Genomic DNA, 19,117 nt, shown 5'->3' with positions numbered 1-19,117 from the left:
GTGCCTAAGCTGACGCTGGTGCAGTTTGATCGGAATATGTTTGTTGTAGGAGCGGCTTCAGCCGCGACAGGCATGACCGGCAATGTCTGTCGCGGCTGCGCCGCTCCTACGAACGTGCGGGCAATACGCTAACGCGCCGCACCCGCCACAGACGCGCCGCTCTGCGCATCGGCGCCACCGCCGAGTACCTTGTACAAGGTCACCCGATTGCTCGCCTCGGTCAGCCGCAAGCTGATCAATGTCTGTTGCGCGCTGTAGAGCGTGCGCTGCGCATCCAGCGTCACCAGATAACTGTCCACGCCATGGCGATAGCGCGCATCCGACAGACTGAAGCTGCGTTGTGCGGCGTCCACCATCGCCTGCTGCGCATGCATGCGTTCTTCGAGCTGCGTGCGTTCGGCCAGTGCATCGGCCACTTCACTGAAGGCGGTCTGGATCGCCAATTCGTACTGCGCAATGGTGATGTCCTTTTCCAGCGTGGCCACATCCAGTTCGGCCTTCAACGCGCCGGCACGGAAGATCGGCAAGCTCACGCTGGGCGAGAACGACCATGTATGGTCGCCATCGAACAGGCTGGATAACGCATCGCTGCCGCGCCCGGCATTGGCGGTCAACGAAATGGTGGGGAAGAAGGCCGCACGTGCCGCGCCGATATCTGCATTGGCGGCCTTGAGCGTGTGCTCGGCCGACAGCACGTCCGGGCGCTGCAACAACACCCGCGATTCCAGCTGGGCAGGCAACGGCGCAAGCGCCACGCCCGTCTCGATCGCATCGCTGGCAGGCAACAACGCAGCCGGCACCGGCGTGCCCACGACCAGATTCAAGGCGTTGCGCGACTGCGCCAGCTGGGTGGTGTAGTTGGCCACATCAGCGCGCGCGCTTTCCACACTGGTCTGGATCTGCGCCAGATACAGACCGGAGGCGATGCCGTTGTCGTGCTGCAGCTCGGTCAGACGCAAGGTCTTGCGTTGGCTGTCCAGGGTCTGCTGCGCGAGCGCCAGGCGCTGCTGATCGGCGGCAACGGTCAACCAGTCGTTGGCCACTTCAGCGACCAGACTCAGACGCGTGCTGCGCTGGGTTTGCTCGCTGGCAAGATAGGTTTCCAGGGCCTGGTTCTTGAGGCTGCGGATGCGGCCGAACAGGTCAAGCTCCCAGCTGCTGATGCCCACCTCGCCGCTGGCGCTGCGGATGATCTGCGGGGCGCCGGTGAAACTGGTCGCTGCCGCAGCGCGCTGCGCGGTATGCGAGACGGTGGCATCGACGGCGGGAAACAGGCGCGCACGTTGGATGCGGTACGGCGCGCGTGCCTGCTCGATATTGAGCACTGCCACGCGCAGGTCGCGGTTGTTGTCCAACGCCAGCGCGACCACCTGCTGCAGACGCGCATCGGTCACCACCTGCCGCCAATCCACAGCGGCTGCATTCGGCATGCCGGTGCCTGCGTTGCCGGTGCTGCCGGTGTCGCCGATCACCCCGGGCACCGGCGCATCCGGGCGCGCGTAATGCGGTGCCATGCTGACGCAACCACTCAAGGCGATGGCGCAGGCCGCTGCCACACTTGCAAAGCTGAAGCGCATCATGGAGCCACCTCGGACGTCTCAGCGGCTGTCGCGTGATCAGACGCCTTGTCCGGAAACACGCTGCGCACCATCACGTAGAACAACGGCACGAAGAAGATGCCCAGCAGCGTAGAGACCAGCGTGCCACCGAGCACGCCGGTGCCCAGCGAATGGCGTCCACCGGAGCCGGCGCCGCTGCTGACCACCATCGGCAGCACGCCGAGCAGGAACGCCAGCGAGGTCATCACGATCGGGCGCAAGCGCATGCGCGCGGCATGCAAGGTCGCTTCGATCAGCGGCTGGCCCTTTTCTTCCAGTTCCTTGGCGAACTCCACGATCAGGATGCCGTTCTTGGCCGCCAGGCCCATCGTCGCCAGCAGGCCGACCTGGAAATAGATGTCGTTGGAGAGCCCGCGCAGCCACGTTGCCAGCAGTGCGCCGACGATGCCCACCGGCACCGCCAGCATCACCGAGATCGGGATCGACCAGCTTTCGTAGAGGGCGGCCAGGCACAGGAACACGAATACCAGCGACACCGCGTACAGCATCCAGGTCTGCGCGCCGGCAGCCTGCTCCTGGTAGGACATGCCCGACCAGGCGTAACCCACGTCCTTGCCGATCTTGCCCACCAGCCCGGCGATGCCGTTCATCGCTTCGCCGGAACTGATGCCACTGGCAGCGCTGCCGGTGATCTCCATCGACTCCACGCCGTTGAAGCGGCTCAGCACCTGCGGCGCATACGCCCACGCGCTGCTGGAAAACGCCGAGAACGGCACCATCTCCGAACTGCTGTTGCGCACGTACCAGCGGCCGATGTCGGCAGGCAGCATGCGCGCGCTCGGCTCGCCCTGCACGTACACGCGCTTGACCCGGTTGTTGTTGAGGAAATCGTTGACGTAGCTGCCGCCCATCACCGTGGCCAGCGTGGTGTTGATGTCCGCCGCATCCAGGCCGAGCGCGCCAGCCTTGTCGGCGTTGGCCAGTTGCAGCAGTTGCTGCCTGGCGGTGACCAGCGCGTCGTGGCCCTTGCCGGCCACGTCCTGCAACTGCAGGGTGAAACCGGAACTGGTACCCAGGCCGTTGATCGCCGGCGGCGACAGTGCGAACACCTGCGCATCGGGCAGCGCGCCCATCATCGCGCCGGTGATGCGGTTGGCGATCTCCTGCGCAGGCGCATCGCGCTGCGCCCAATCCTTGAGCTTGATGAAACCCATGCCCGAGTTCTGGCTGCTGCCGGCAAAGCTGAAGCCGGAGATGGTCATCATCCCCGCCACTTCCGGTTGCTTGAGGATGAAGTCGGTGGCCTGATCGATCGACTGCTGCGTGCGCTGCTGCGTGGCGCCGGCCGGTGTGGTGAACATCACCATCAGCATGCCCTGGTCTTCGTCGGGCAGGAACGAACTGGGCAGGCGCCAGAACAACAGCGCCATCACCACCAGCAGCGCCAGGTAGACCAGCCCGCCGAGTTTGCGATGGCCGATCAACGTGCCCACGCCGCGGCCGTAACCCTCGGCGCTGCGGTCGAAGCGGGCGTTGAACCGGCCGAAGAAGCGCCCGAGCATGCCCTGGCGCGAGACGTGTCCGCCGCGCGCGATCGGCTTGAGCAGGCTGGCGCACAACGCCGGGCTCAGGGTCAGCGCCACCAGCAGCGACAGCAGCATTGCCGCGGCGATGGTCACCGAGAACTGGCGGTAGATCTCGCCAGTGGCGCCGCCGAAGAACGCCATCGGCAGGAACACCGCGGTCAGCACCAGGGCGATGCCCACCAGCGCGCCGGAGATCTGCCCCATCGAGGTGTGGGTGGCCTGCCGCGGCGACATGCCTTGCTCGCTCATCAGGCGCTCGACATTCTCCACCACCACGATGGCGTCATCGACCAGCAGGCCGATCGCCAGCACCATCGCGAACATGGTCAGCGTATTGATCGAATAGCCGAGCAAGGCGAGCACGCCGAAGGTGCCCAACAGCACCACCGGCACCGCGATCACCGGCACCAGCGTGGCGCGCCAGTTCTGCAGGAACAGGTAGATCACCAGCACCACCAGCGCGATCGCCTCGAGCAGGGTCTTGACCACTTCCTCGATGGAAATGCGCACGAACGGCGTGGTGTCGTAGGCGATCTCGTACTTCAGCCCGGTGGGGAAGTACGGCTTGAGCTGTTCGAGCTTGTCTTCCACCGCCTTGGCCGCATCCAGCGCATTGGCGCCGGTCGCCAGCTCCAGTCCCATGCCCGAGGCTGACTTGCCGTTGTACTTGGAACTGGATGCATACGACTTGGAACCCAGCTCCACCCGCGCCACGTCGCGCAGATACACGGTGGCGCCGCCGGGCTGCGACTTCAGCACGATCGCCTCGAATTGCGCCGGGGTCTTGAGCTTGCTGCGCGAGGTGACCGTGGCGTTGAGCTGCTGACCCTGCACCGCCGGCAACGCGCCCAGCGCGCCGGAGGAGACGTCGGCGTTCTGCGCCGAAATCGCGTTGCTCACGTCCGCGGGCATCAGCGCATAGGTGCGCAGCTTGTCCGGATCCAGCCACACCCGCATCGAGTATTCGGAGCCGAACACGTTGACCCCGCCGACACCGTTGAGCCGGCTGATCGGGTCCTGCAGCGTGGACACCATGTAGTCGCCGATGTCGGTGCTGTCCATGCTGCCGTCTTCGGAGGTGAAGGCCAGCACCATGAACATGCTGCTGCCGGTGGACTTGGTGACGGTCACGCCATTGCTCTGCACCGCCTCCGGCAGCATCGACTCGCCTTGCGACACCTTGTTCTGCACCTGCACCTGGGCGGTGTCCGGGTCGGTGCCGGAGTCGAAGGTCAGGGTGATCGAGGCGGTACCGGCGGAGCTGCTGCTGGAAGACATGTACAGCAGATGGTCCAACCCGGTCATCTGCTGCTCGAGGATCTGCGTGACCGAGTTCTGCACGGTCTGCGCCGAGGCACCGGTGTAGGTGGCGCTGACGTTGATCGTCGGCGGGGCGATGTTGGGATACTGCTCCAGCGGCAATGACAGGATCGAGAGCGCGCCGGCCAGGGTGATCACGATGGCGATGACCCAGGCGAAGATGGGACGGTCGATGAAGAAGCGGGCCATGGCGGTTCCTCAGTCGGCCTTGGGCGCCGCCGCGGCGGTGCCCTGCGTGGATGGCGACGCGTTGGCGGCCGAGTCGGCCGCAGCGGTCTGGCTCACTTCCACTGCCCTGACCTCGGCGCCGACCGACGCCTTCTGCAGGCCCTGCACGATGACCTTGTCGCCAGCCTTCAATCCCTGGCGCACCACCCACTTGTCGCCGATCGCATCGCCGGTGGTCAGCACCCGCTGCGCGACCTTGTTGTCGCTGCCGACCACCATCGCCACCGCCTGGCCCTTGCTGTTGCGGCTGATCGCCTGCTGCGGCACCAGGATGGCCTGCTCGTCCACGGCCATCGAGAGCTTCGCGGTGACATACATGCCCGGCAGCAACACGCGCTCGGGATTGGGCACCACCGCGCGCAGCTTCACCGTGCCGGTGGCGGTATCGACCGCGGCATCCACCACCTCCAACGTGCCGCTCTGTGCGTAGGTGCTGCCGTCCTCCAGTTGCAGCGTCACCTCGGCCTTGCCATCCACTGCCTTGAGCTGGCCGGCGTCGAGCTGGCGGCGCAACTGCAGCAGCTGGACGCTGGACTGGGTGACGTCCACATAGATCGGGTCCAGTTGGTTGATGGTGGCCAGCACCTCGCTCTGGCCGGCACTGACCAGCGCGCCCGGCGTGTAGCTGGAGGTGCCGATGCGGCCGGACACCGGCGCGGTGATGCGGGTGTAGTCGAGATTGATGCGCGCGGTCTGCAACGACGCCTTGGCCGCGACCACCGCCGCCTGGTTCGAGCGCAGCGTGGCCAACGCATCGTCGCCGTCCTGCTTGCTGACCGCATCCAGCCCGACCAGGGTCTGGTAGCGCTGCGCCTTGGGCCTGGCCGACAACACCGCCGCCTCGGCTTGCGCCAGATCGCCCTTGGCCGTGTCGTACGCGGCCTGGTAACTGGCCGGATCGATTTCATACAGCACCTGCCCGGCCTGGACGTCCTGGCCTTCGGTGAACAGCCGCTTGCGCAAAATGCCGCCGACCTGCGGGCGCACGTCCGAGGTGACGTAGGCCACGGTGCGACCGGACAAGGTCTGGTCCACGGCCAGCCGCTGCACCTTCAAGGTCTGCACGCCGACCTGCGTCTGCGGCATCTGCGGCGGCTGCCTGGAAGAACACGCGGCCATGAGCGTGGTCGCGGCGGCGAGCAGCAGCAAGCGCACGGACGCAGTGCGAAAACGATGGGTAGCGACGGGCAACATGCGACGAACTCACGGTTTATCCGAATGTGGCCACGCTACGGCGCGAATGTGCAGCAAATTTGGAGATTGCCGGCCGCGGCGTCGATTCGCTTGATTTCCCCTGGCCCGACCCGGCTAATACGCAGCAGCTGCGGTTACCGCGCTTCGCATCACCTCTTCGATGAAACTGGGTATCACCGCCAAGCTGTTTCTCGCCATCCTCGCCGCGTGCGTGGCAGTGCTGCTGATCAACGGCATCGCGGTGCAGGCCTTCGTCAAACGCCAGTTCCTGGACTACCTCAACGAACAGGGCGTGGAGCGCATGCAAGAGACCTTGCCGCGGGTCAGGGCCGAATACGCGCGGCACGGCAGCTGGGAGTTCGTGCGCGACAATCCCGATGCCTGGTTCGTCCTGATGCGCCCGGAGCGTGGCCCCGGCCCGCCGCGCGAGGCACCGCCGATTTCCGACCAGACCGGCGCGGTGTTTCGCTTCGCGCTGCTCGACCAGGACTACACGCCGGTGATTGGCAATCCGGATGTCGGCCGCCACGACATCCTGCGCCCGGTGGTGGTTGGCGGCCGCACCGTCGGCTGGATGGCGATGCTGCCGTTCCAGAAGGCGCTGGCAGCGGCGGACGCGCGCTTCTACGCCGCCCAGCAACGCGCGTGGTGGGCGATCGGCGGCGCCTGCCTGCTGGTCGCCGCGCTGCTCGGCTGGCTGTTGTCGCGCACCTTGCTGCGGCGCCTGCGTGGCCTGACCCAGGCCACCCACCTGCTCGCTGCGGGCGACTACGCCACCCGCATCGACGCCGCGGCGCGCGACGAACTGGGCCAGCTGGCGCGCGATTTCAACCTGCTGGCGCAAGCGTTGGAGCACAACGAACGCGCGCGGCGCGACTTCATGGCCGACATCTCGCACGAGCTGCGCACGCCGCTGGCGGTCCTGCGCGCCGAACTGGAAGCACTGCAGGACGGCATCCGGCCGATGACACCCATCTCGCTGGGGTCGCTGCACCAGCAGGTCGGCCAGTTGGGCAAGCTGATCGAGGACCTGTACGACGTGTCGCTGACCGATGTCGGTGCGCTGGCGTATCGGCGCGCTCCCGTCGATCTGGCGGTCATCCTGGCAACCGTGCTGGACGGCTTGCACGCGCGCTTTGCCGCCGCGCAGCTGCAGGTGCAGGCGCAGATCGATGCCGGCCCGCTGCAGCTGGACGGCGACGAGCGCCGTCTGCAGCAACTGCTGGGCAACCTGCTGGAAAACACGCTGCGCTACACCGACGCCGGTGGCACGGTGCAGGTGCGCTGCGTGCGCCGCGGCGCGGTGCTGGAGCTGGTGGTCGAAGACAGCGCGCCAGGCGTGGATGCAGACAAGCGCGCGCGGTTGTTCGAACGCTTCTACCGCACCGAGGCCTCACGCAATCGTGCCAGCGGCGGCGGCGGCCTGGGCCTGGCGATCTGCCGCAACATCGCCGAGGCACACGGCGGCTCGATCCACGCCGAGGCTTCCGCACTGGGCGGGCTGCGCATGGTGCTGCGCTTGCCGGCGCTGGCCGCATGAGCAGCGCGTCCCCGATCGGGCATGTGCTGATCGTCGAGGACGAACCGCGCCTGGCCGCGGTGTTGGGCGAGTACCTGCACGCGGCCGGCTATTCGCACGACTGGATCGCCGATGGCGCGCAAGCGTTGGGCGCATTCCGCGCGCAGCAGCCGGACCTGGTGTTGCTGGACCTGATGCTGCCCAACCGTGGCGGCCTGGACATCTGCCGCGACCTGCGCAAGGAAAGCGCGGTGCCGGTCATCATGGTCACCGCACGCGTGGAGGAAATCGACCGCCTGCTGGGCCTGGAGATCGGCGCGGACGACTACATCTGCAAGCCGTTCAGCCCGCGCGAAGTGGTGGCGCGTGTCCAGGCAGTGTTGCGCCGTCATCGCCACGACCCCCACGGCGCACCGGCACCGGGCCTGCATATCGACGAGGATGCCTGTCGCGCCAGCGTGGACGGCCGCGCCCTGGACCTGACCCAGGTCGAGTTCCGCCTGCTGCGCACCCTCGCCGCCGCCCCGGGGCGGGTGTACTCGCGCGAGCAACTGATGGGCCGGCTCTACGCCGACCACCGCATCGTCACCGACCGCACTGTCGACAGCCACGTCAAGAATCTACGCCGCAAGCTCGCCGACGCCGGCGGCGAGGACTGGGTCCGCTCCGTCTATGGCGCGGGGTATCGCTTCGAGCCGTGATTCGGGATTGGGGATTCGGGATTCGGGATTGGCAAGAGCGATAGCGCCATGGCTGAAACGCAATCGGTCAAGCCGCTTTCGCGAATCCCCAATCCCGAATCCCGACTCCCCGCCTCAACGAAACACCACCGTGCGATGTCCATTGAGCACGATGCGGTGTTCGACGTGGCGGCGTACTGCGCGCGCCAGCACCAGCGATTCGGTGTCGCTGCCCAGGCGGATCAGGTCGCGCGGGGTCATGGCGTGGTCCACGCGGGCGACGTCCTGCTCGATGATCGGGCCTTCGTCCAGATCTTCGGTGACGTAGTGCGCGGTGGCGCCGATGATCTTGACCCCGCGCGCGTGCGCCTGGTGATACGGCTGCGCGCCCTTGAAACTGGGCAGGAAACTGTGATGGATATTGATCGCGCGCCCGGCCAGTGCCCGGCACAGCTGCGGCGACAGGATCTGCATGTAGCGCGCCAGCACCACCAGATCGATCTGCAGATCATCGACCAGGGCGAGCAGCTGCGCTTCCTGCGCGGCGCGCGTGTCGGCGCTCACGGGCAGATGGTGGAAGGCGATGCCGTAGGAGGCTGCCAACGGCGCGAAGTCGGTGTGGTTGGAGACCACCGCAGCGATGTCCACCGGCAATTGCCGGCTGTGCATGCGGAACAACAGGTCGTTGAGGCAATGGCCCTGCTTGCTCACCAGCACCAGCAGACGCGCGCGGCGGCGTGCGTCATGCAGTTGCCATGTCATCTGGAATTGATCAGCCAGCACGGCAAAGCGCTGCTCCAGCGCGGCAATGTCGGTCTTTGCCGGTTTGTGGAAATGCACGCGCAGAAAGAATCGCCCGCTTTCGTCGTCGCCGAATTGCTGTGCGTCGAGGATGTTGCAGGCCAGGTCGAACAGCAGCCCGGTCACGCGATAGACGATACCGGTGCGGTCGGGACAGGACAGGGTGAGGATGTAGTCGGAGCGCATCGGCGCAATGATAGCCAATGCGCGACATCACCGACGCAGTGCTTGCGTCGGTAACTTTTGCAGTGCGAACGGGTGCAAAAACCGGCGTGCCGTCCAGCCGATGTTTGACGCTCTGACCGTGGCGGCGTTGCGCTCGTACTGCAAGATGACGTGCAGCCAACATCACGTGTCGCCCGGCAGGGCCATGCATGCACCGATGCCGGATGCGCGGCACCGCCACGCACGTCCGGCATCGGCACTCAGCGCGGCGGCAAACGCAGCATCAGCCGCCGGTTGATCTCCTCCAGCTGCGCAAGCGATGCGTCCACCGATGTTTCCATGGCTTCCTGCGTGGTGATGTGTGCACGCAGATGCGCGGGGTCGGACAGCTCGCCACGCACCAGGAACACGTTCTCGCCGACTTCGCCCAGATGGCGGCTGAGCACCACGTAGTCCACCTGGTCGAAGCCATGCTGCTTGGCCAGCGGCAGCAGGCGCGCGGCCATGCGCTCGCTTGCCTGGTCCACGGGCTTGCCTAACTCGGCGTCCAGCACGCTGACCGCTTCGCGGATCTGTGCGAACAGGTAGTGGTCCGGGTGCTCGGGATGGTCGGGGCCCACCGGGCCCTGGTGGATGACCGGTGCGTCGGTCATCGCGTGCCACCGGCGCAAGCCCGTGCGCGCGGCGCGCGCGCGGCCAAGCCGAGCGTGATCTGCAGGTGTCGCATCGCATCCTCCCTGGAGCGGCGGCTGTAACGAGCCGGCATTTTAGAAGGTCCGCTGCATGTTTGGGTGAGCAAGCGGTGGGCCGTCGTGGCATGAAGCCAAGTGCCTTGCACAGGGCTCAATCCGCGTTGCGCAAGGTGATCAGGCCACCTGCCCTGCCCGCCGCGCCGAGACGTCCGCCAGGACCGCCCAGTCTGCGTTGCCGTCGCCATGCGCAATGGCCTCGTCCAGCCCTGCGCGCAGCAGTTCGCCCAACGGCATCGGCACCTGCTTGTCGGCGCCGGCCTGGATGGCCAGGTCCACATCCTTGCGGCCCAGCGTGGCGGTGAAGCCCGCCGGCAGGTATTGGCGCTGCATGATCAGCCGGCCATAGCCCTGGTAGGCGGGCGCGGCGAACAAGGTGCTGGTGAGCATGCCCAGAAATTGCGTGGCATCCACACCGTGACCGCGTGCCAGCGCACTGGCTTCGGCCATGGCGCCGATGGCGCTGGCCAGGCAGAAGTTGGCGGCCAGCTTCACTGCATTGGCCTGCTCCGGTGCGCGACCGATGTACCAGGTCTTCTGCCCCAGCGCATCGAACATCGGCTGCACCCGAGCCACGGCCGCTTCATCGCCGGCGGCCAGGATATTGAGCTTGCCGACTTCGGCTACATCCACACGCCCAAGCACCGGCGCGGCCACGTAGGCCACACCGCGTTCGGCATGCAGCGCGGTCAACTCGTGTGCCAGCGCCACCGAAATGGTGGCCATGTTGACGTGCACGCTGCCCGCCGGCAGCGCGTCCAGTACGCCACGCTCCAGCAGGGTCTGGCGCACTGCATCGTCGTCGGCCAGCATCGAAAACAGCAGCGGGCCGTGCGCGGTATCGTGCGGTTGCTCCACCACCGTGGCGCCAGCGTCGTGCAGCGGCTGGGCGCGTTCGGGCGAACGGTTCCACACGCTCAACGCGAACCCGCCACGCAGCAGGTTGTGCGCCATCGGCAGGCCCATCGTGCCCAAGCCCAGAAATCCTATCGGCATGCGGTGTCCTTGTTCGGTATGACGTCAGGTGAAGTCAGTTGGCGAACACGCCCCGCGCATCGCGCGGTTCGCAACGCAGGTATTGCGGTGCCGGCGTGACCGATGCGCCCAGTGCCGCGGCGGCATGCCACGGCCAGCGTGGGTCGTACAGGATGCCACGCGCCAGCGCGATCGCGTCGGCCTGGCCTTCCTGCAAAATCGCCTCGGCCTGCGCCGGCTCGGTGATCAAGCCTACGCCAATCACCGGCGTGTTCACCTGCGCGCGAATCTCCTGCGCGAACGGAATCTGATAGCCCGCCTGCAACGGAATCTGCTGGCGTGGATCAAGCCCGCCGCTGGAGACGTGGATGTAATGCGCGCCGCGTGCATCCAGCGCCTGCGACAAGGCAATGCTCTGCTGCACATCCCAACCGCCTTGGACCCAATCGGTGGCCGAGATGCGCACGCCAACGGCGATTTTTTCGGACACTGCCGCACGCACCGCATCGAAGATGCGTAGCGTCAGCCGCATGCGGTTTTCCAGCGACCCGCCATACGCATCGCTGCGCTGGTTGCTCAGCGGCGACAGGAACTGATGCATCAGATAACCATGTGCGGCGTGCAGTTCGATCAACTCCAGGCCCAGCCGTTCGGCACGTTTTGCCGATGCGACAAAGGCGTCCACCACGGCATCGATCCCCGCCTCGTCCAATGCCTGCGGCACCGGCTGTCCCTGCCGGAACGGCAGCGCCGATGCAGACACGGTCTGCCAGCCATGCGCATGATCGGGTGCGATGGCCTCGCCGCCTTTCCACGGCAGATCGGTCGACGCCTTGCGGCCGGCGTGCGCCAGCTGGATGCCGATCGGCATCGGCGACCAGCGTCGTACCGATTGCAACACCTCGGCCAGGGCCTGCTCGGTCGCATCGTCGTACAAACCAAGATCGGCGTAACTGATGCGCCCTTCCGGCACCACCGCCGCCGCTTCGAGAATCAGCAAGCCGGCGCCCGATTGCGACAAGGTGCCCAGGTGGATGCGGTGCCAATCGCTGGCGCGGCCGTCCTGTGCCGAGTACTGGCACATCGGCGCAATGACAATCCGGTTGGCGAGCGCGAGCGGACCGAAGGTGATGGGGGAGAACAACTGGCTCAAGGCGGCATCCACAGCTGACATGGGGTGCTTATTGCACTGCGCCGCGCGCGCCGGCACAACCGCTGCGATGGATCACTGCGTCATGCAGAGCGCGCACCGGCGTCATTGACGCTACGTACACGCGGCAGGTCCGTCGGCCCGTGCAGGAACGCCAGCGCCTGCGCACACGACTGCTCCACCTTCAACGTCAGCAGCGCGTCCGCACGCGTGCGCCCGAAGTTGAGCGCGGCGATCGGCAAGCCGTTGCGCGCGGCGGTCTGCACGAAGCGAAAGCCCGAGTACACCATCAACGACGAACCCACCACCAGCACTGCATCGGCAGCGTGCAGATGCGCAAAGGCGCGCTCCACCCGCTCGCGCGGCACGTTCTCGCCGAAGAACACCACATCCGGCTTGAGCACGCCACCGCACACCGGGCACGGCGGCACCACGAAATGCTCGAAGGCCACATCGTCCAGATCGGCGTCGCCATCGGGCGCCTGCGCGGCCTCAAGCGCTGCCCAGCCCGGATTGGCCTGCTCAAGCAACAGTTGAAATTCGCTGCGTGGCATGCGGCGCTCGCAGCCCATGCAGCGCACCACATCGAGCCGGCCATGCAGATCGATCACCGCCTGGCTGCCAGCGGCCTGATGCAGGCGGTCCACGTTCTGGGTGAGCAGCACTTCCAACTGGCCGCGCGCTTCCAGCGCAGCGAGCGCGTGATGGGTGGCATTGGGTTGTGCCAGGCCGAAGCGCGGCCAGCCGACCAGGCTACGCGCCCAATAGCGCTGCCGCGTGGACAGCTCGCCCATGAACGCCTGGAACGTCACCGGCTGTGGACGCTTCCAGCCGCCTTGCAGGTCCCGGTAATCGGGAATGCCCGAATCGGTGCTGCAGCCGGCACCGGTGAGCACGAACAGGCGCCGATGGCGCGCGATGAAGTCCTGCAGCGGGTGGTCGTCGTGGGCGGGGACAACGGTCATGTGGTAGTTCCGGAAAGCCATGGGAGCACGTTGCGCCAGCGCCACGTGCCCGGCCCGCCGCGGCGCCGTGTCGGCCGCCAGACCGGCGCGCTTGTTCGCGCATAGCTGTGCACATCACACCGTCGTCGACGAGTGAAGATGTACACCGAATACGCGCAACGCGCCGCCCTGGATGCAGGCACGCAGACGGTACAGCATCACGCCATGGCCGCGCAGGTGGTTTCGAGCCGTCCGCAGTGGGGCATGTCGTGGCTGCCGGCGCTCAATGCGCGGCGCGTTCAGTGATCGACAAAGCGCAGCAGATCCTGATTGAAACGCGCACTGTCCTCCAGGAACGGCGCATGCCCGGCATCCGGATACAGCACGGTCTGCGCGCGCGGCTGCAGCTGGCGCGCACGCGCCACGGTCGGCTCGGTGGCGACCAGGGCATCGCGCGCGCCGTACATCAGCAGCACCGGCAGGCGCGTGCGCTGCAGGCCGCCGACATCGATCGACATGCCTTGCACGGCACGCTGCATGTCCCACGAGGCCAGCGATGCGTTGGCCAGCAAGGTCTCGAACACCGGCACCGCCGGTTGGGTGGCAAAGCACAGCCGCAGGAAATCCTGCACCGCCTGCAGATGCGTACGCAGATCGGGCGAAACCAGATCGCGATAGACCGCCGGATGCGCGCCCAACTGCTCTGCGCGCAGTTCGATCACACCGTCGACGTACACCACGCCGGCAAGCCCGGTATCGCCATATCGGCTCAGGTAGTTGCTGATCACCGCGCCGCCCAGGGACCAGCCCACCAGGACCGCCTGGCGCGCGTTTGCGGCCTTCAACACGGCAGCCAGGTCGTCGGCCCAACGCATGCCCTCTTGATACGCCGATGCGGCAGCCGGCCTGCCGGAAGCGCCATGCCCGCGCAAATCGTACGTAATCAGCCGATACCGCTGCAGGCGCACATCGGCCAGTTGTGCATCCCAATTGATGCGACTCCCGAGCAGGCCATGCACGAAGACGATGGCCGGGCCATCGGTGGCGCCGTGCTCCTGCACCGCCAGGCGCACGCCATCGGGTGCGGTGACGGTATAGCTGCGTGCGGCCGCAATGGCGCCCGGGCTGGCTGTCGCCCACATCGAGCATATCAACAACGCACACGCCAACAGGTAGCGCAGCGGCAGCATGCGGCTGCCGGGCAACAGGCGAACGGACATCGGGTGAGCTCCAGACGAATGAGAGCCGTGATCGTGCAGCCTCACACCAATGTGAGGGTCAAGCCGTGCGCGCAGCGTATGCTTGGCGCATGGCCGCTTGCTCCGAACCCTTGCTGCGCATTGGTGCGCTGGCGCAACAGACCGGCGCCAGCGTGCGTTCGATCCGTCATTACGATGCGCACGGGTTGCTGACATCCTCGCGCAGCGCCAACGGCTACCGGGTCTTTCCTCACGCATGCATTGCACAGGTGCGCCAGATACAGCGCCTGATTGCAACAGGTTTCAACCTGGATGAGATTGTCGGCTTTCCTGAGTGCATGCGCCTGGTGGAAGGCGCGCAGATGTGCCCGGAAACCGCGCAGGCGCATCGCGCGCGCCTGCAGCTGATCGAGCGCCAGCTGGCCGATCTGGAGCGGCGGCGTGCGCATCTGTTGGCAACCTTGGCGCAGGCAGCCGGGGATGCAACGGCCGCCACGTCTTCAGCCGCGCAAGCCACACGGCGCAAGCGGGCGCGCTAGAAGCGTCGGGCGCGCTGCATCACTCGCCCCGCGCAGGATGCGGGGCAAACCGGCCATAGGGGCGTGCATCGTCGGCACGTTGGCGCAGCACGTATGCCGACGCAAGCGCCAGCATCAACAATGTCAGGCACATGCCGACCAACGCGGCCCAGCCGCCGTGTTGCCAGAACCAGCCGCCGAGCGCGCCGATCACGCTGGAGCCGGCGTAATACGCCAGCAGATACAGCGACGCGGCATGGCTGCGATGCGCACCACCGAGCCGGCTCACCCATGCGCTGGCGGCCGAATGCGCGATGAAGAACCCGATCGTCACCACCACGATGCCGGCCACCACCAACGCCAGCACGTGCGCCAGGGTCAGCGCCACGCCGAGCCCGCACAGCACGATGCCGATCGTGACCACTGGCCCGCGCCCGAACCGGTCCGATGCCGCACCGGCCACCGAGGAACTGACGATGCCGAACACATAGGCGCTGAAGATCATCCCGATCTGGCTCTGGCTCAGGCCGAATTCCGGCCCGCCCAGGCGAAAGCCGGCGTAGTTGTACAGGCACACAAACACACCCATCAACAGGAACGGCAGCGCGAACAGAAACGGCAGATTGCGATCGCGCAGGTGCCCGGCCCAGGCGCGCAGATGGAAGCGCAGGTTGATGCCGTGCCGGCGCACGAAATTGCGCGACGGCGGCAGCAACCAGAAGAACGCCAGCGCGCACAGCAGGTCGAACACGCTCAACACCGCCAGTGCGGTGCGCCAATCGGTGTGGTCGGTCAGCACGCTCATCACGATGCGCCCGCTCATGCCGCCAAAGGCATTGCCGGCCACGTACAGGCCGGTGGCCGCCCCCATCTTGTTGGCCGGCAATTCTTCGCCCAGGTACACCATCGCCACCGCCGGCACCCCGCCCAGCGCGATGCCGGACAAGGTACGCACCACCACCAGCGCGCCCCAGTGCGGCAGGAACGCAGCAATCAGATTGAGTCCTGCCGCCAATGCGATCGACACGAACATCAATCCGCGCCGGCCCAGGTTTTCCGACACTGCGCCAGCACCAAAAATCGCCAGCGCCAGCGCACCGGTCGCCAGCGACAACGGCAGCGAGGCGGTCGCTGGGTCCACCTTGAAGGCACGCGCAAATTCCGGCAACAGCGGCTGCACGCTGTACAGCAGCGAAAAGGTCGCAAAGCCGGCCAGAAACAGCGCCAGGCGAATGCGTACCGCTGCAGGTGCGTCGGTGTCTGGGTTGGAACGGGTGGGTGGGTCAGGCAGCAAACCCGGGCGATGATCGGAGGAAGACACGGCAGTGCACGTGTGACGTGGGAAGGGGAGTATTCGCCTGCCGCCCCCCTGTCCAATATATGATGCTGGCAGTTGGCATATCTGGAACAGATGGATGGAGCTGCGTCACCTGCGCTATTTCCTCGCGGTTGCCGAAGAAGGCAATTTCACCCGCGCCGCCGCGCGCGTGGGCATTGGCCAACCGCCGCTCAGCCAGCAGATCCAGACCCTGGAACGCGAGCTGGGCACACCGTTGTTTCGGCGCACCCACAGCGGCGCCGAGCTCACTCCGGCTGGCGAGGCGTTTGTGGGCGAGGTGCGGCGCGTGCTTGCCGATGTGGAACGCGCCGCCGAAACCGCACGCCGGGTGGCGCGTGGCGAATCCGGACGGTTGCGCCTGGGCTTCACCGCCTCTGCCGCCTTCAGCCCGGTGGTGCCGCGCCTGATTCGCGACTTCCGCCGCAAGTGGCCGCAGGTGGAGTTGCTGCTGGAAGAAACCAATACCGCCAGCCTGCTGGTCGGGCTGGCCGATGGCCGTCTGGATGCGGCGTTCGTGCGCTATGGGCTGAACACGCCACCGGATCTGGAATTGCTGCGCTTTGCCGACGAGCCGATGAAGATCGCCGTCCCCGCCGCGCACCCCCTGGCCACGCGCAACAGCGCGCCGTTGGCGGCCCTGGCCGGGGAACCCTTCATCCTGTTCCCGCGCAGTTTCGGCTCGAGCCTGTACGACGAAATCCTCGCCGCCTGCCGCGACTCCGGCGTGACCTTGCGCATCACCCAGGAAGCGCCACAGATGTCGTCCATCATCAATCTGGTGGCCGCCGAGCTGGGCGTTTCGGTGGTGCCCGCCTCCACCGCGCAGCTGCAGCGGCCCGGCGTGCGCTATCTGGATATCGAAGGCCATATGCCGCTGGCGCGACTGGCCCTGGCCGCCGCGCCGGGTGGACTGGAAACCACACCGTTGGTGCGGCATTTGTGGGCGCTGGCCAAGTTGATCTAGCGCTGGCCACACGACCTACGATACAGCGACGTTCCTGCTTGATGCCGTTGGAACGATGTTGACCCTGGGCCCTGATCATTGCCGACCGCATGCACCGACCGCGAGGGGCCGGCGCTCACTGCAGACATCGTTCGAGTAGCAACCCATCGTTTCCCAGATCATCGACGTCTGGGCAGTGCCAGGTTGTTACTCGCGCAGGGAACACCGAGGCAGACGTTGCGTGGCTGCGCTTTGGAAGACCAATCGCCGTCCTATGGAGACCATTGAGACTCTGCGGGCTCGCTCTTCAAGAAATGCCATCGCTGGCGCCACCGCGCATCCCAGCATCGCTTACCGCCTTCCGCCTGCTTGGTGAGTAACCATCCTGTAGGACATTGGCTAGCGCGGGTCGCATATAGTCAAAATAGCCCGAATCCTGACTTCGAAGCATCGCTTCAAGCGATATAGTGACACTATCGAAGTACGCGATGGCACCTCCACGGCAGCCGTCGTATTGGATGCCGGCACCATTGGCTTCAATCCTCGTCAGTTCATTCAAGATGCCTTCCAAATCTTTTATATTTAAATCGATATCATTCAAGATGTCCTTGTTTTCGCCTCGGCTTGAGAGCTCGTCTTTCAGCAGCTTCAGCCGGGCCAGGAAATCGTTCGCTTTTGCAAGATGCGATTGCAGTTTTTTTTGATTGCTGATTTTTTTCTCAAAATCCTGCAGTGTGCGTTCGATTCGGTGAAGGTGGCGCTCAGCGATATAGCTACCTTCACCGCCCATGCGCTCCAACGCCTGTTTGTCCCGGTCAATGATTCCCTTGAGAATATCGAGATTGAATGCTTGCCGGCCGCCGACACTTGTTCTCGCGCAGCGTTCCTGAAGACTCCGCCACTGGTCTTCCAGAATGATCGCGCGCTGTAGCATCGATTGGCGTTGCTCGGTCAACTTCTCCAACTTCGATTGGGGGCGCGACTGGGCGGTGGGTTGGCTCCTACTCCCGGAGGGTCTGCGGGCCGGTCGCTCCAGGGATGACAGCCACATATCGGCAATCTGGCGTCCGGCGCAACCCTCGACGGCAGTGTGCTCCTGCGGCCCAGCCGTCATGTTTCCTGCATGCGGCATGGGGTTGCTGGTGGACGCTTCGGCGGTGCCATGCTCCGGCAACGCGGGCGCCATGTTTGCAGATGGTATGCGCAGGCAGTTTCCCATTTGTACATCTCCCATGCTTTTCTAAAGCATAGGCAATGATGCGCACGCCGCGTCCACGCCGATGGAAATCCCGCTTGCGTATGCGAAGGCCCGGCCTGCGAAGCAGCGAACTGTCGGGCAACTAACGAGTGGCTGTGACCATTGAAATCGATCGATGCCAGCAATTGCAGGCAAAACTCAGCCAGGTCAGCCCGCCGGCCGGCACTTACTCACCACCGGTTACGACGCGCAGAGTGGAAACGCTTGACCTCGACTGCGCTTGAGGTCGTTCAATGCCGGTTTTCCAACGACATTGCCGCCATGCATCTGCGTCATCTGGTACTGCCCTGCCTGGACCCCGACCTGACCCTGCGCTTCTACCGCGATGTACTGCAGTTGCCCATCCATGGCAACGCGGTGCGCATCGGCTGGAGCACACTGGAGTGCGTGCAGGCGCAGCGGCCGGTGGGCAGCGTGCATCTGGCCTTCAACGTGGCCCCGTCGCGCTTCCAAGCCGCTGCGCAGTGGATTGGCGCACGCGCCACCTTGCTGAGCGATGCACACGGTCGCGAGCATTTCGCCCTGGACGGCGTGTGGCAGTCGCACTCGGTGTACTTCGCCGGGCCCGATGGCGCAGTGCTGGAGTTGATCGCGCGCAATGCCTTGCAGGATGCACCGGTCGGTGACGGCCAGTTCGGCGGCGAAGAACTGCTGTGCCTGAGCGAAATCGGCCTGCCTAGCAACAATGTCGAGGTGGTGACACGCAGCCTGGCGCATCACTTCGGCCTGCAACCGTTCGCCCCGCCGCTGGAGGGCTTTGCGGCCTTGGGCGATGACCACGGCCTGTTGATCGTGGTCGACCAGCGCCGGCGGTGGTTTCCGCAACAACGGCAACTGCCCTGGGCTGACGGCCTGCGCATCAGCGTGGACGCGCCAGAACCCGGCCTGCACCTGCGCGATGCGCAGGGGTGGGAATTGCTGGCCGCGTAAACTTCCGCGCGCAGCAGCACTGCGCTCACCGCCGGCAGGTACGGCCGGCTCGGTGCGGCA

17 protein-coding genes are annotated in these 19,117 nt (G+C 66.0%); 6 read left to right on the top strand and 11 right to left on the bottom strand.

Features of this window, described 5'->3' with window-relative positions:
* Positions 1–128: 128 nt before the first annotated feature.
* Genes LN450_RS22245 through LN450_RS22235 form a run of 3 tightly spaced genes read right to left on the bottom strand, consistent with a single transcriptional unit; the run spans position 129 to position 5,887 of the window.
* Positions 129–1,577, bottom strand: a complete 1,449-nt coding sequence (locus LN450_RS22245; protein ID WP_041855014.1) for an efflux transporter outer membrane subunit — start codon at positions 1,575–1,577, stop codon at positions 129–131.
* Positions 1,577–4,654, bottom strand: a complete 3,078-nt coding sequence (locus LN450_RS22240; RefSeq protein ID WP_011346032.1) for an efflux RND transporter permease subunit — start codon at positions 4,652–4,654, stop codon at positions 1,577–1,579. The genes LN450_RS22245 and LN450_RS22240 overlap by 1 nt, the downstream gene beginning before the upstream one ends.
* A 9-nt stretch (positions 4,655–4,663) precedes the next feature.
* Entirely contained in the window at positions 4,664–5,887 is a 1,224-nt protein-coding gene (locus LN450_RS22235) for an efflux RND transporter periplasmic adaptor subunit (protein WP_011346031.1), read from the bottom strand.
* Between the two features lie 160 nt (positions 5,888–6,047).
* Between LN450_RS22235 and baeS the strand changes: the two genes are divergently transcribed.
* Positions 6,048–7,427: a sensor histidine kinase efflux regulator BaeS gene (baeS, locus tag LN450_RS22230; protein ID WP_011346030.1), complete on the top strand. Its 1,380-nt coding sequence runs from the start codon at positions 6,048–6,050 to the stop codon at positions 7,425–7,427.
* Positions 7,424–8,107, top strand: coding sequence for a response regulator (locus LN450_RS22225; protein ID WP_008574880.1), 684 nt, complete (start codon positions 7,424–7,426; stop codon positions 8,105–8,107). The genes baeS and LN450_RS22225 overlap by 4 nt, the downstream gene beginning before the upstream one ends.
* A gap of 114 nt (positions 8,108–8,221) precedes the next feature.
* On the opposite strand, the gene purU is transcribed toward LN450_RS22225, so the two are convergent.
* The 5 genes from purU to LN450_RS22200 form a co-directional block, all read right to left on the bottom strand.
* The gene (gene purU, locus LN450_RS22220; protein WP_008574879.1) at positions 8,222–9,073 is read right to left on the bottom strand and encodes a formyltetrahydrofolate deformylase; all 852 of its coding nucleotides are present in this window, start codon (positions 9,071–9,073) and stop codon (positions 8,222–8,224) included.
* A 239-nt stretch (positions 9,074–9,312) separates the two neighbouring features.
* Entirely contained in the window at positions 9,313–9,705 is a 393-nt protein-coding gene (locus tag LN450_RS22215) for an XVIPCD domain-containing protein (protein WP_008574877.1), read from the bottom strand.
* 213 nt (positions 9,706–9,918) lie between these two features.
* Positions 9,919–10,797, bottom strand: a complete 879-nt coding sequence (locus LN450_RS22210) for an NAD(P)-dependent oxidoreductase (RefSeq protein ID WP_011346029.1) — start codon at positions 10,795–10,797, stop codon at positions 9,919–9,921.
* 34 nt (positions 10,798–10,831) lie between these two features.
* A complete protein-coding gene (locus LN450_RS22205) occupies positions 10,832–11,950 on the bottom strand; it encodes an NADH:flavin oxidoreductase/NADH oxidase (RefSeq protein WP_011346028.1) in 1,119 nt (372 codons plus the stop codon).
* Between the two features lie 59 nt (positions 11,951–12,009).
* Positions 12,010–12,891: an NAD-dependent protein deacetylase gene (locus LN450_RS22200; RefSeq protein ID WP_011346027.1), complete on the bottom strand. Its 882-nt coding sequence runs from the start codon at positions 12,889–12,891 to the stop codon at positions 12,010–12,012.
* 138 nt (positions 12,892–13,029) lie between these two features.
* Here LN450_RS22200 and LN450_RS22195 point away from each other — a divergent pair, with 138 nt between their 5' ends.
* On the top strand, positions 13,030–13,176 hold the full coding sequence (locus LN450_RS22195) for a hypothetical protein (protein ID WP_155004375.1): 147 nt from the start codon (positions 13,030–13,032) through the stop codon (positions 13,174–13,176).
* Here LN450_RS22195 and LN450_RS22190 read toward each other — a convergent pair.
* The gene (locus tag LN450_RS22190) at positions 13,170–14,090 is read right to left on the bottom strand and encodes an alpha/beta fold hydrolase (protein ID WP_011346026.1); all 921 of its coding nucleotides are present in this window, start codon (positions 14,088–14,090) and stop codon (positions 13,170–13,172) included. The genes LN450_RS22195 and LN450_RS22190 overlap by 7 nt on opposite strands.
* Before the next feature lie 89 nt (positions 14,091–14,179).
* Between LN450_RS22190 and LN450_RS22185 the strand changes: the two genes are divergently transcribed.
* The gene (locus tag LN450_RS22185; RefSeq protein WP_039418867.1) at positions 14,180–14,608 is read left to right on the top strand and encodes a MerR family transcriptional regulator; all 429 of its coding nucleotides are present in this window, start codon (positions 14,180–14,182) and stop codon (positions 14,606–14,608) included.
* 19 nt (positions 14,609–14,627) lie between these two features.
* Here the strand turns inward: LN450_RS22185 and LN450_RS22180 are convergent, their stop codons facing one another.
* Positions 14,628–15,908, bottom strand: coding sequence for an MFS transporter (locus tag LN450_RS22180; protein ID WP_011346024.1), 1,281 nt, complete (start codon positions 15,906–15,908; stop codon positions 14,628–14,630).
* A gap of 94 nt (positions 15,909–16,002) precedes the next feature.
* On the opposite strand from LN450_RS22180, the gene LN450_RS22175 reads away from it, so the two are divergent.
* The gene (locus LN450_RS22175; protein ID WP_011346023.1) at positions 16,003–16,890 is read left to right on the top strand and encodes a LysR family transcriptional regulator; all 888 of its coding nucleotides are present in this window, start codon (positions 16,003–16,005) and stop codon (positions 16,888–16,890) included.
* Between the two features lie 286 nt (positions 16,891–17,176).
* On the opposite strand, the gene LN450_RS22170 is transcribed toward LN450_RS22175, so the two are convergent.
* Positions 17,177–18,055 carry a hypothetical protein gene (locus LN450_RS22170; RefSeq protein WP_039418869.1) on the bottom strand — a complete coding sequence of 293 codons (879 nt, stop codon included), beginning with the start codon at positions 18,053–18,055 and terminating at the stop codon, positions 17,177–17,179.
* A gap of 333 nt (positions 18,056–18,388) precedes the next feature.
* On the opposite strand from LN450_RS22170, the gene LN450_RS22165 reads away from it, so the two are divergent.
* Positions 18,389–19,057, top strand: a complete 669-nt coding sequence (locus LN450_RS22165; protein WP_031420745.1) for a VOC family protein — start codon at positions 18,389–18,391, stop codon at positions 19,055–19,057.
* Positions 19,058–19,117 lie beyond the last annotated feature (60 nt).

The sequence above is a fragment of the Xanthomonas euvesicatoria pv. euvesicatoria genome, assembly GCF_020880415.1.
Classification (GTDB): domain Bacteria; phylum Pseudomonadota; class Gammaproteobacteria; order Xanthomonadales; family Xanthomonadaceae; genus Xanthomonas; species Xanthomonas euvesicatoria.
Note: the sequence above shows the minus strand (reverse complement) of the source record. Positions and strands in the feature narration are given on the sequence as shown.

What these genes read in the sequence shown, in the direction of transcription:
- LN450_RS22245 (WP_041855014.1), bottom strand. Translation starts at nt 1,577, where the DNA reads ATGCGCTTCAGCTTTGCAAGTGTGGCAGCGGCCTGCGCCATCGCCTTG.
- LN450_RS22240 (WP_011346032.1), bottom strand. Translation starts at nt 4,654, where the DNA reads ATGGCCCGCTTCTTCATCGACCGTCCCATCTTCGCCTGGGTCATCGCC.
- LN450_RS22235 (WP_011346031.1), bottom strand. Translation starts at nt 5,887, where the DNA reads ATGTTGCCCGTCGCTACCCATCGTTTTCGCACTGCGTCCGTGCGCTTG.
- baeS (WP_011346030.1), top strand. Translation starts at nt 6,048, where the DNA reads ATGAAACTGGGTATCACCGCCAAGCTGTTTCTCGCCATCCTCGCCGCG.
- LN450_RS22225 (WP_008574880.1), top strand. Translation starts at nt 7,424, where the DNA reads ATGAGCAGCGCGTCCCCGATCGGGCATGTGCTGATCGTCGAGGACGAA.
- purU (WP_008574879.1), bottom strand. Translation starts at nt 9,073, where the DNA reads ATGCGCTCCGACTACATCCTCACCCTGTCCTGTCCCGACCGCACCGGT.
- LN450_RS22215 (WP_008574877.1), bottom strand. Translation starts at nt 9,705, where the DNA reads ATGACCGACGCACCGGTCATCCACCAGGGCCCGGTGGGCCCCGACCAT.
- LN450_RS22210 (WP_011346029.1), bottom strand. Translation starts at nt 10,797, where the DNA reads ATGCCGATAGGATTTCTGGGCTTGGGCACGATGGGCCTGCCGATGGCG.
- LN450_RS22205 (WP_011346028.1), bottom strand. Translation starts at nt 11,950, where the DNA reads ATGTCAGCTGTGGATGCCGCCTTGAGCCAGTTGTTCTCCCCCATCACC.
- LN450_RS22200 (WP_011346027.1), bottom strand. Translation starts at nt 12,891, where the DNA reads ATGACCGTTGTCCCCGCCCACGACGACCACCCGCTGCAGGACTTCATC.
- LN450_RS22195 (WP_155004375.1), top strand. Translation starts at nt 13,030, where the DNA reads ATGTACACCGAATACGCGCAACGCGCCGCCCTGGATGCAGGCACGCAG.
- LN450_RS22190 (WP_011346026.1), bottom strand. Translation starts at nt 14,090, where the DNA reads ATGTCCGTTCGCCTGTTGCCCGGCAGCCGCATGCTGCCGCTGCGCTAC.
- LN450_RS22185 (WP_039418867.1), top strand. Translation starts at nt 14,180, where the DNA reads ATGGCCGCTTGCTCCGAACCCTTGCTGCGCATTGGTGCGCTGGCGCAA.
- LN450_RS22175 (WP_011346023.1), top strand. Translation starts at nt 16,003, where the DNA reads ATGGAGCTGCGTCACCTGCGCTATTTCCTCGCGGTTGCCGAAGAAGGC.
- LN450_RS22170 (WP_039418869.1), bottom strand. Translation starts at nt 18,055, where the DNA reads ATGGCGCCCGCGTTGCCGGAGCATGGCACCGCCGAAGCGTCCACCAGC.
- LN450_RS22165 (WP_031420745.1), top strand. Translation starts at nt 18,389, where the DNA reads ATGCATCTGCGTCATCTGGTACTGCCCTGCCTGGACCCCGACCTGACC.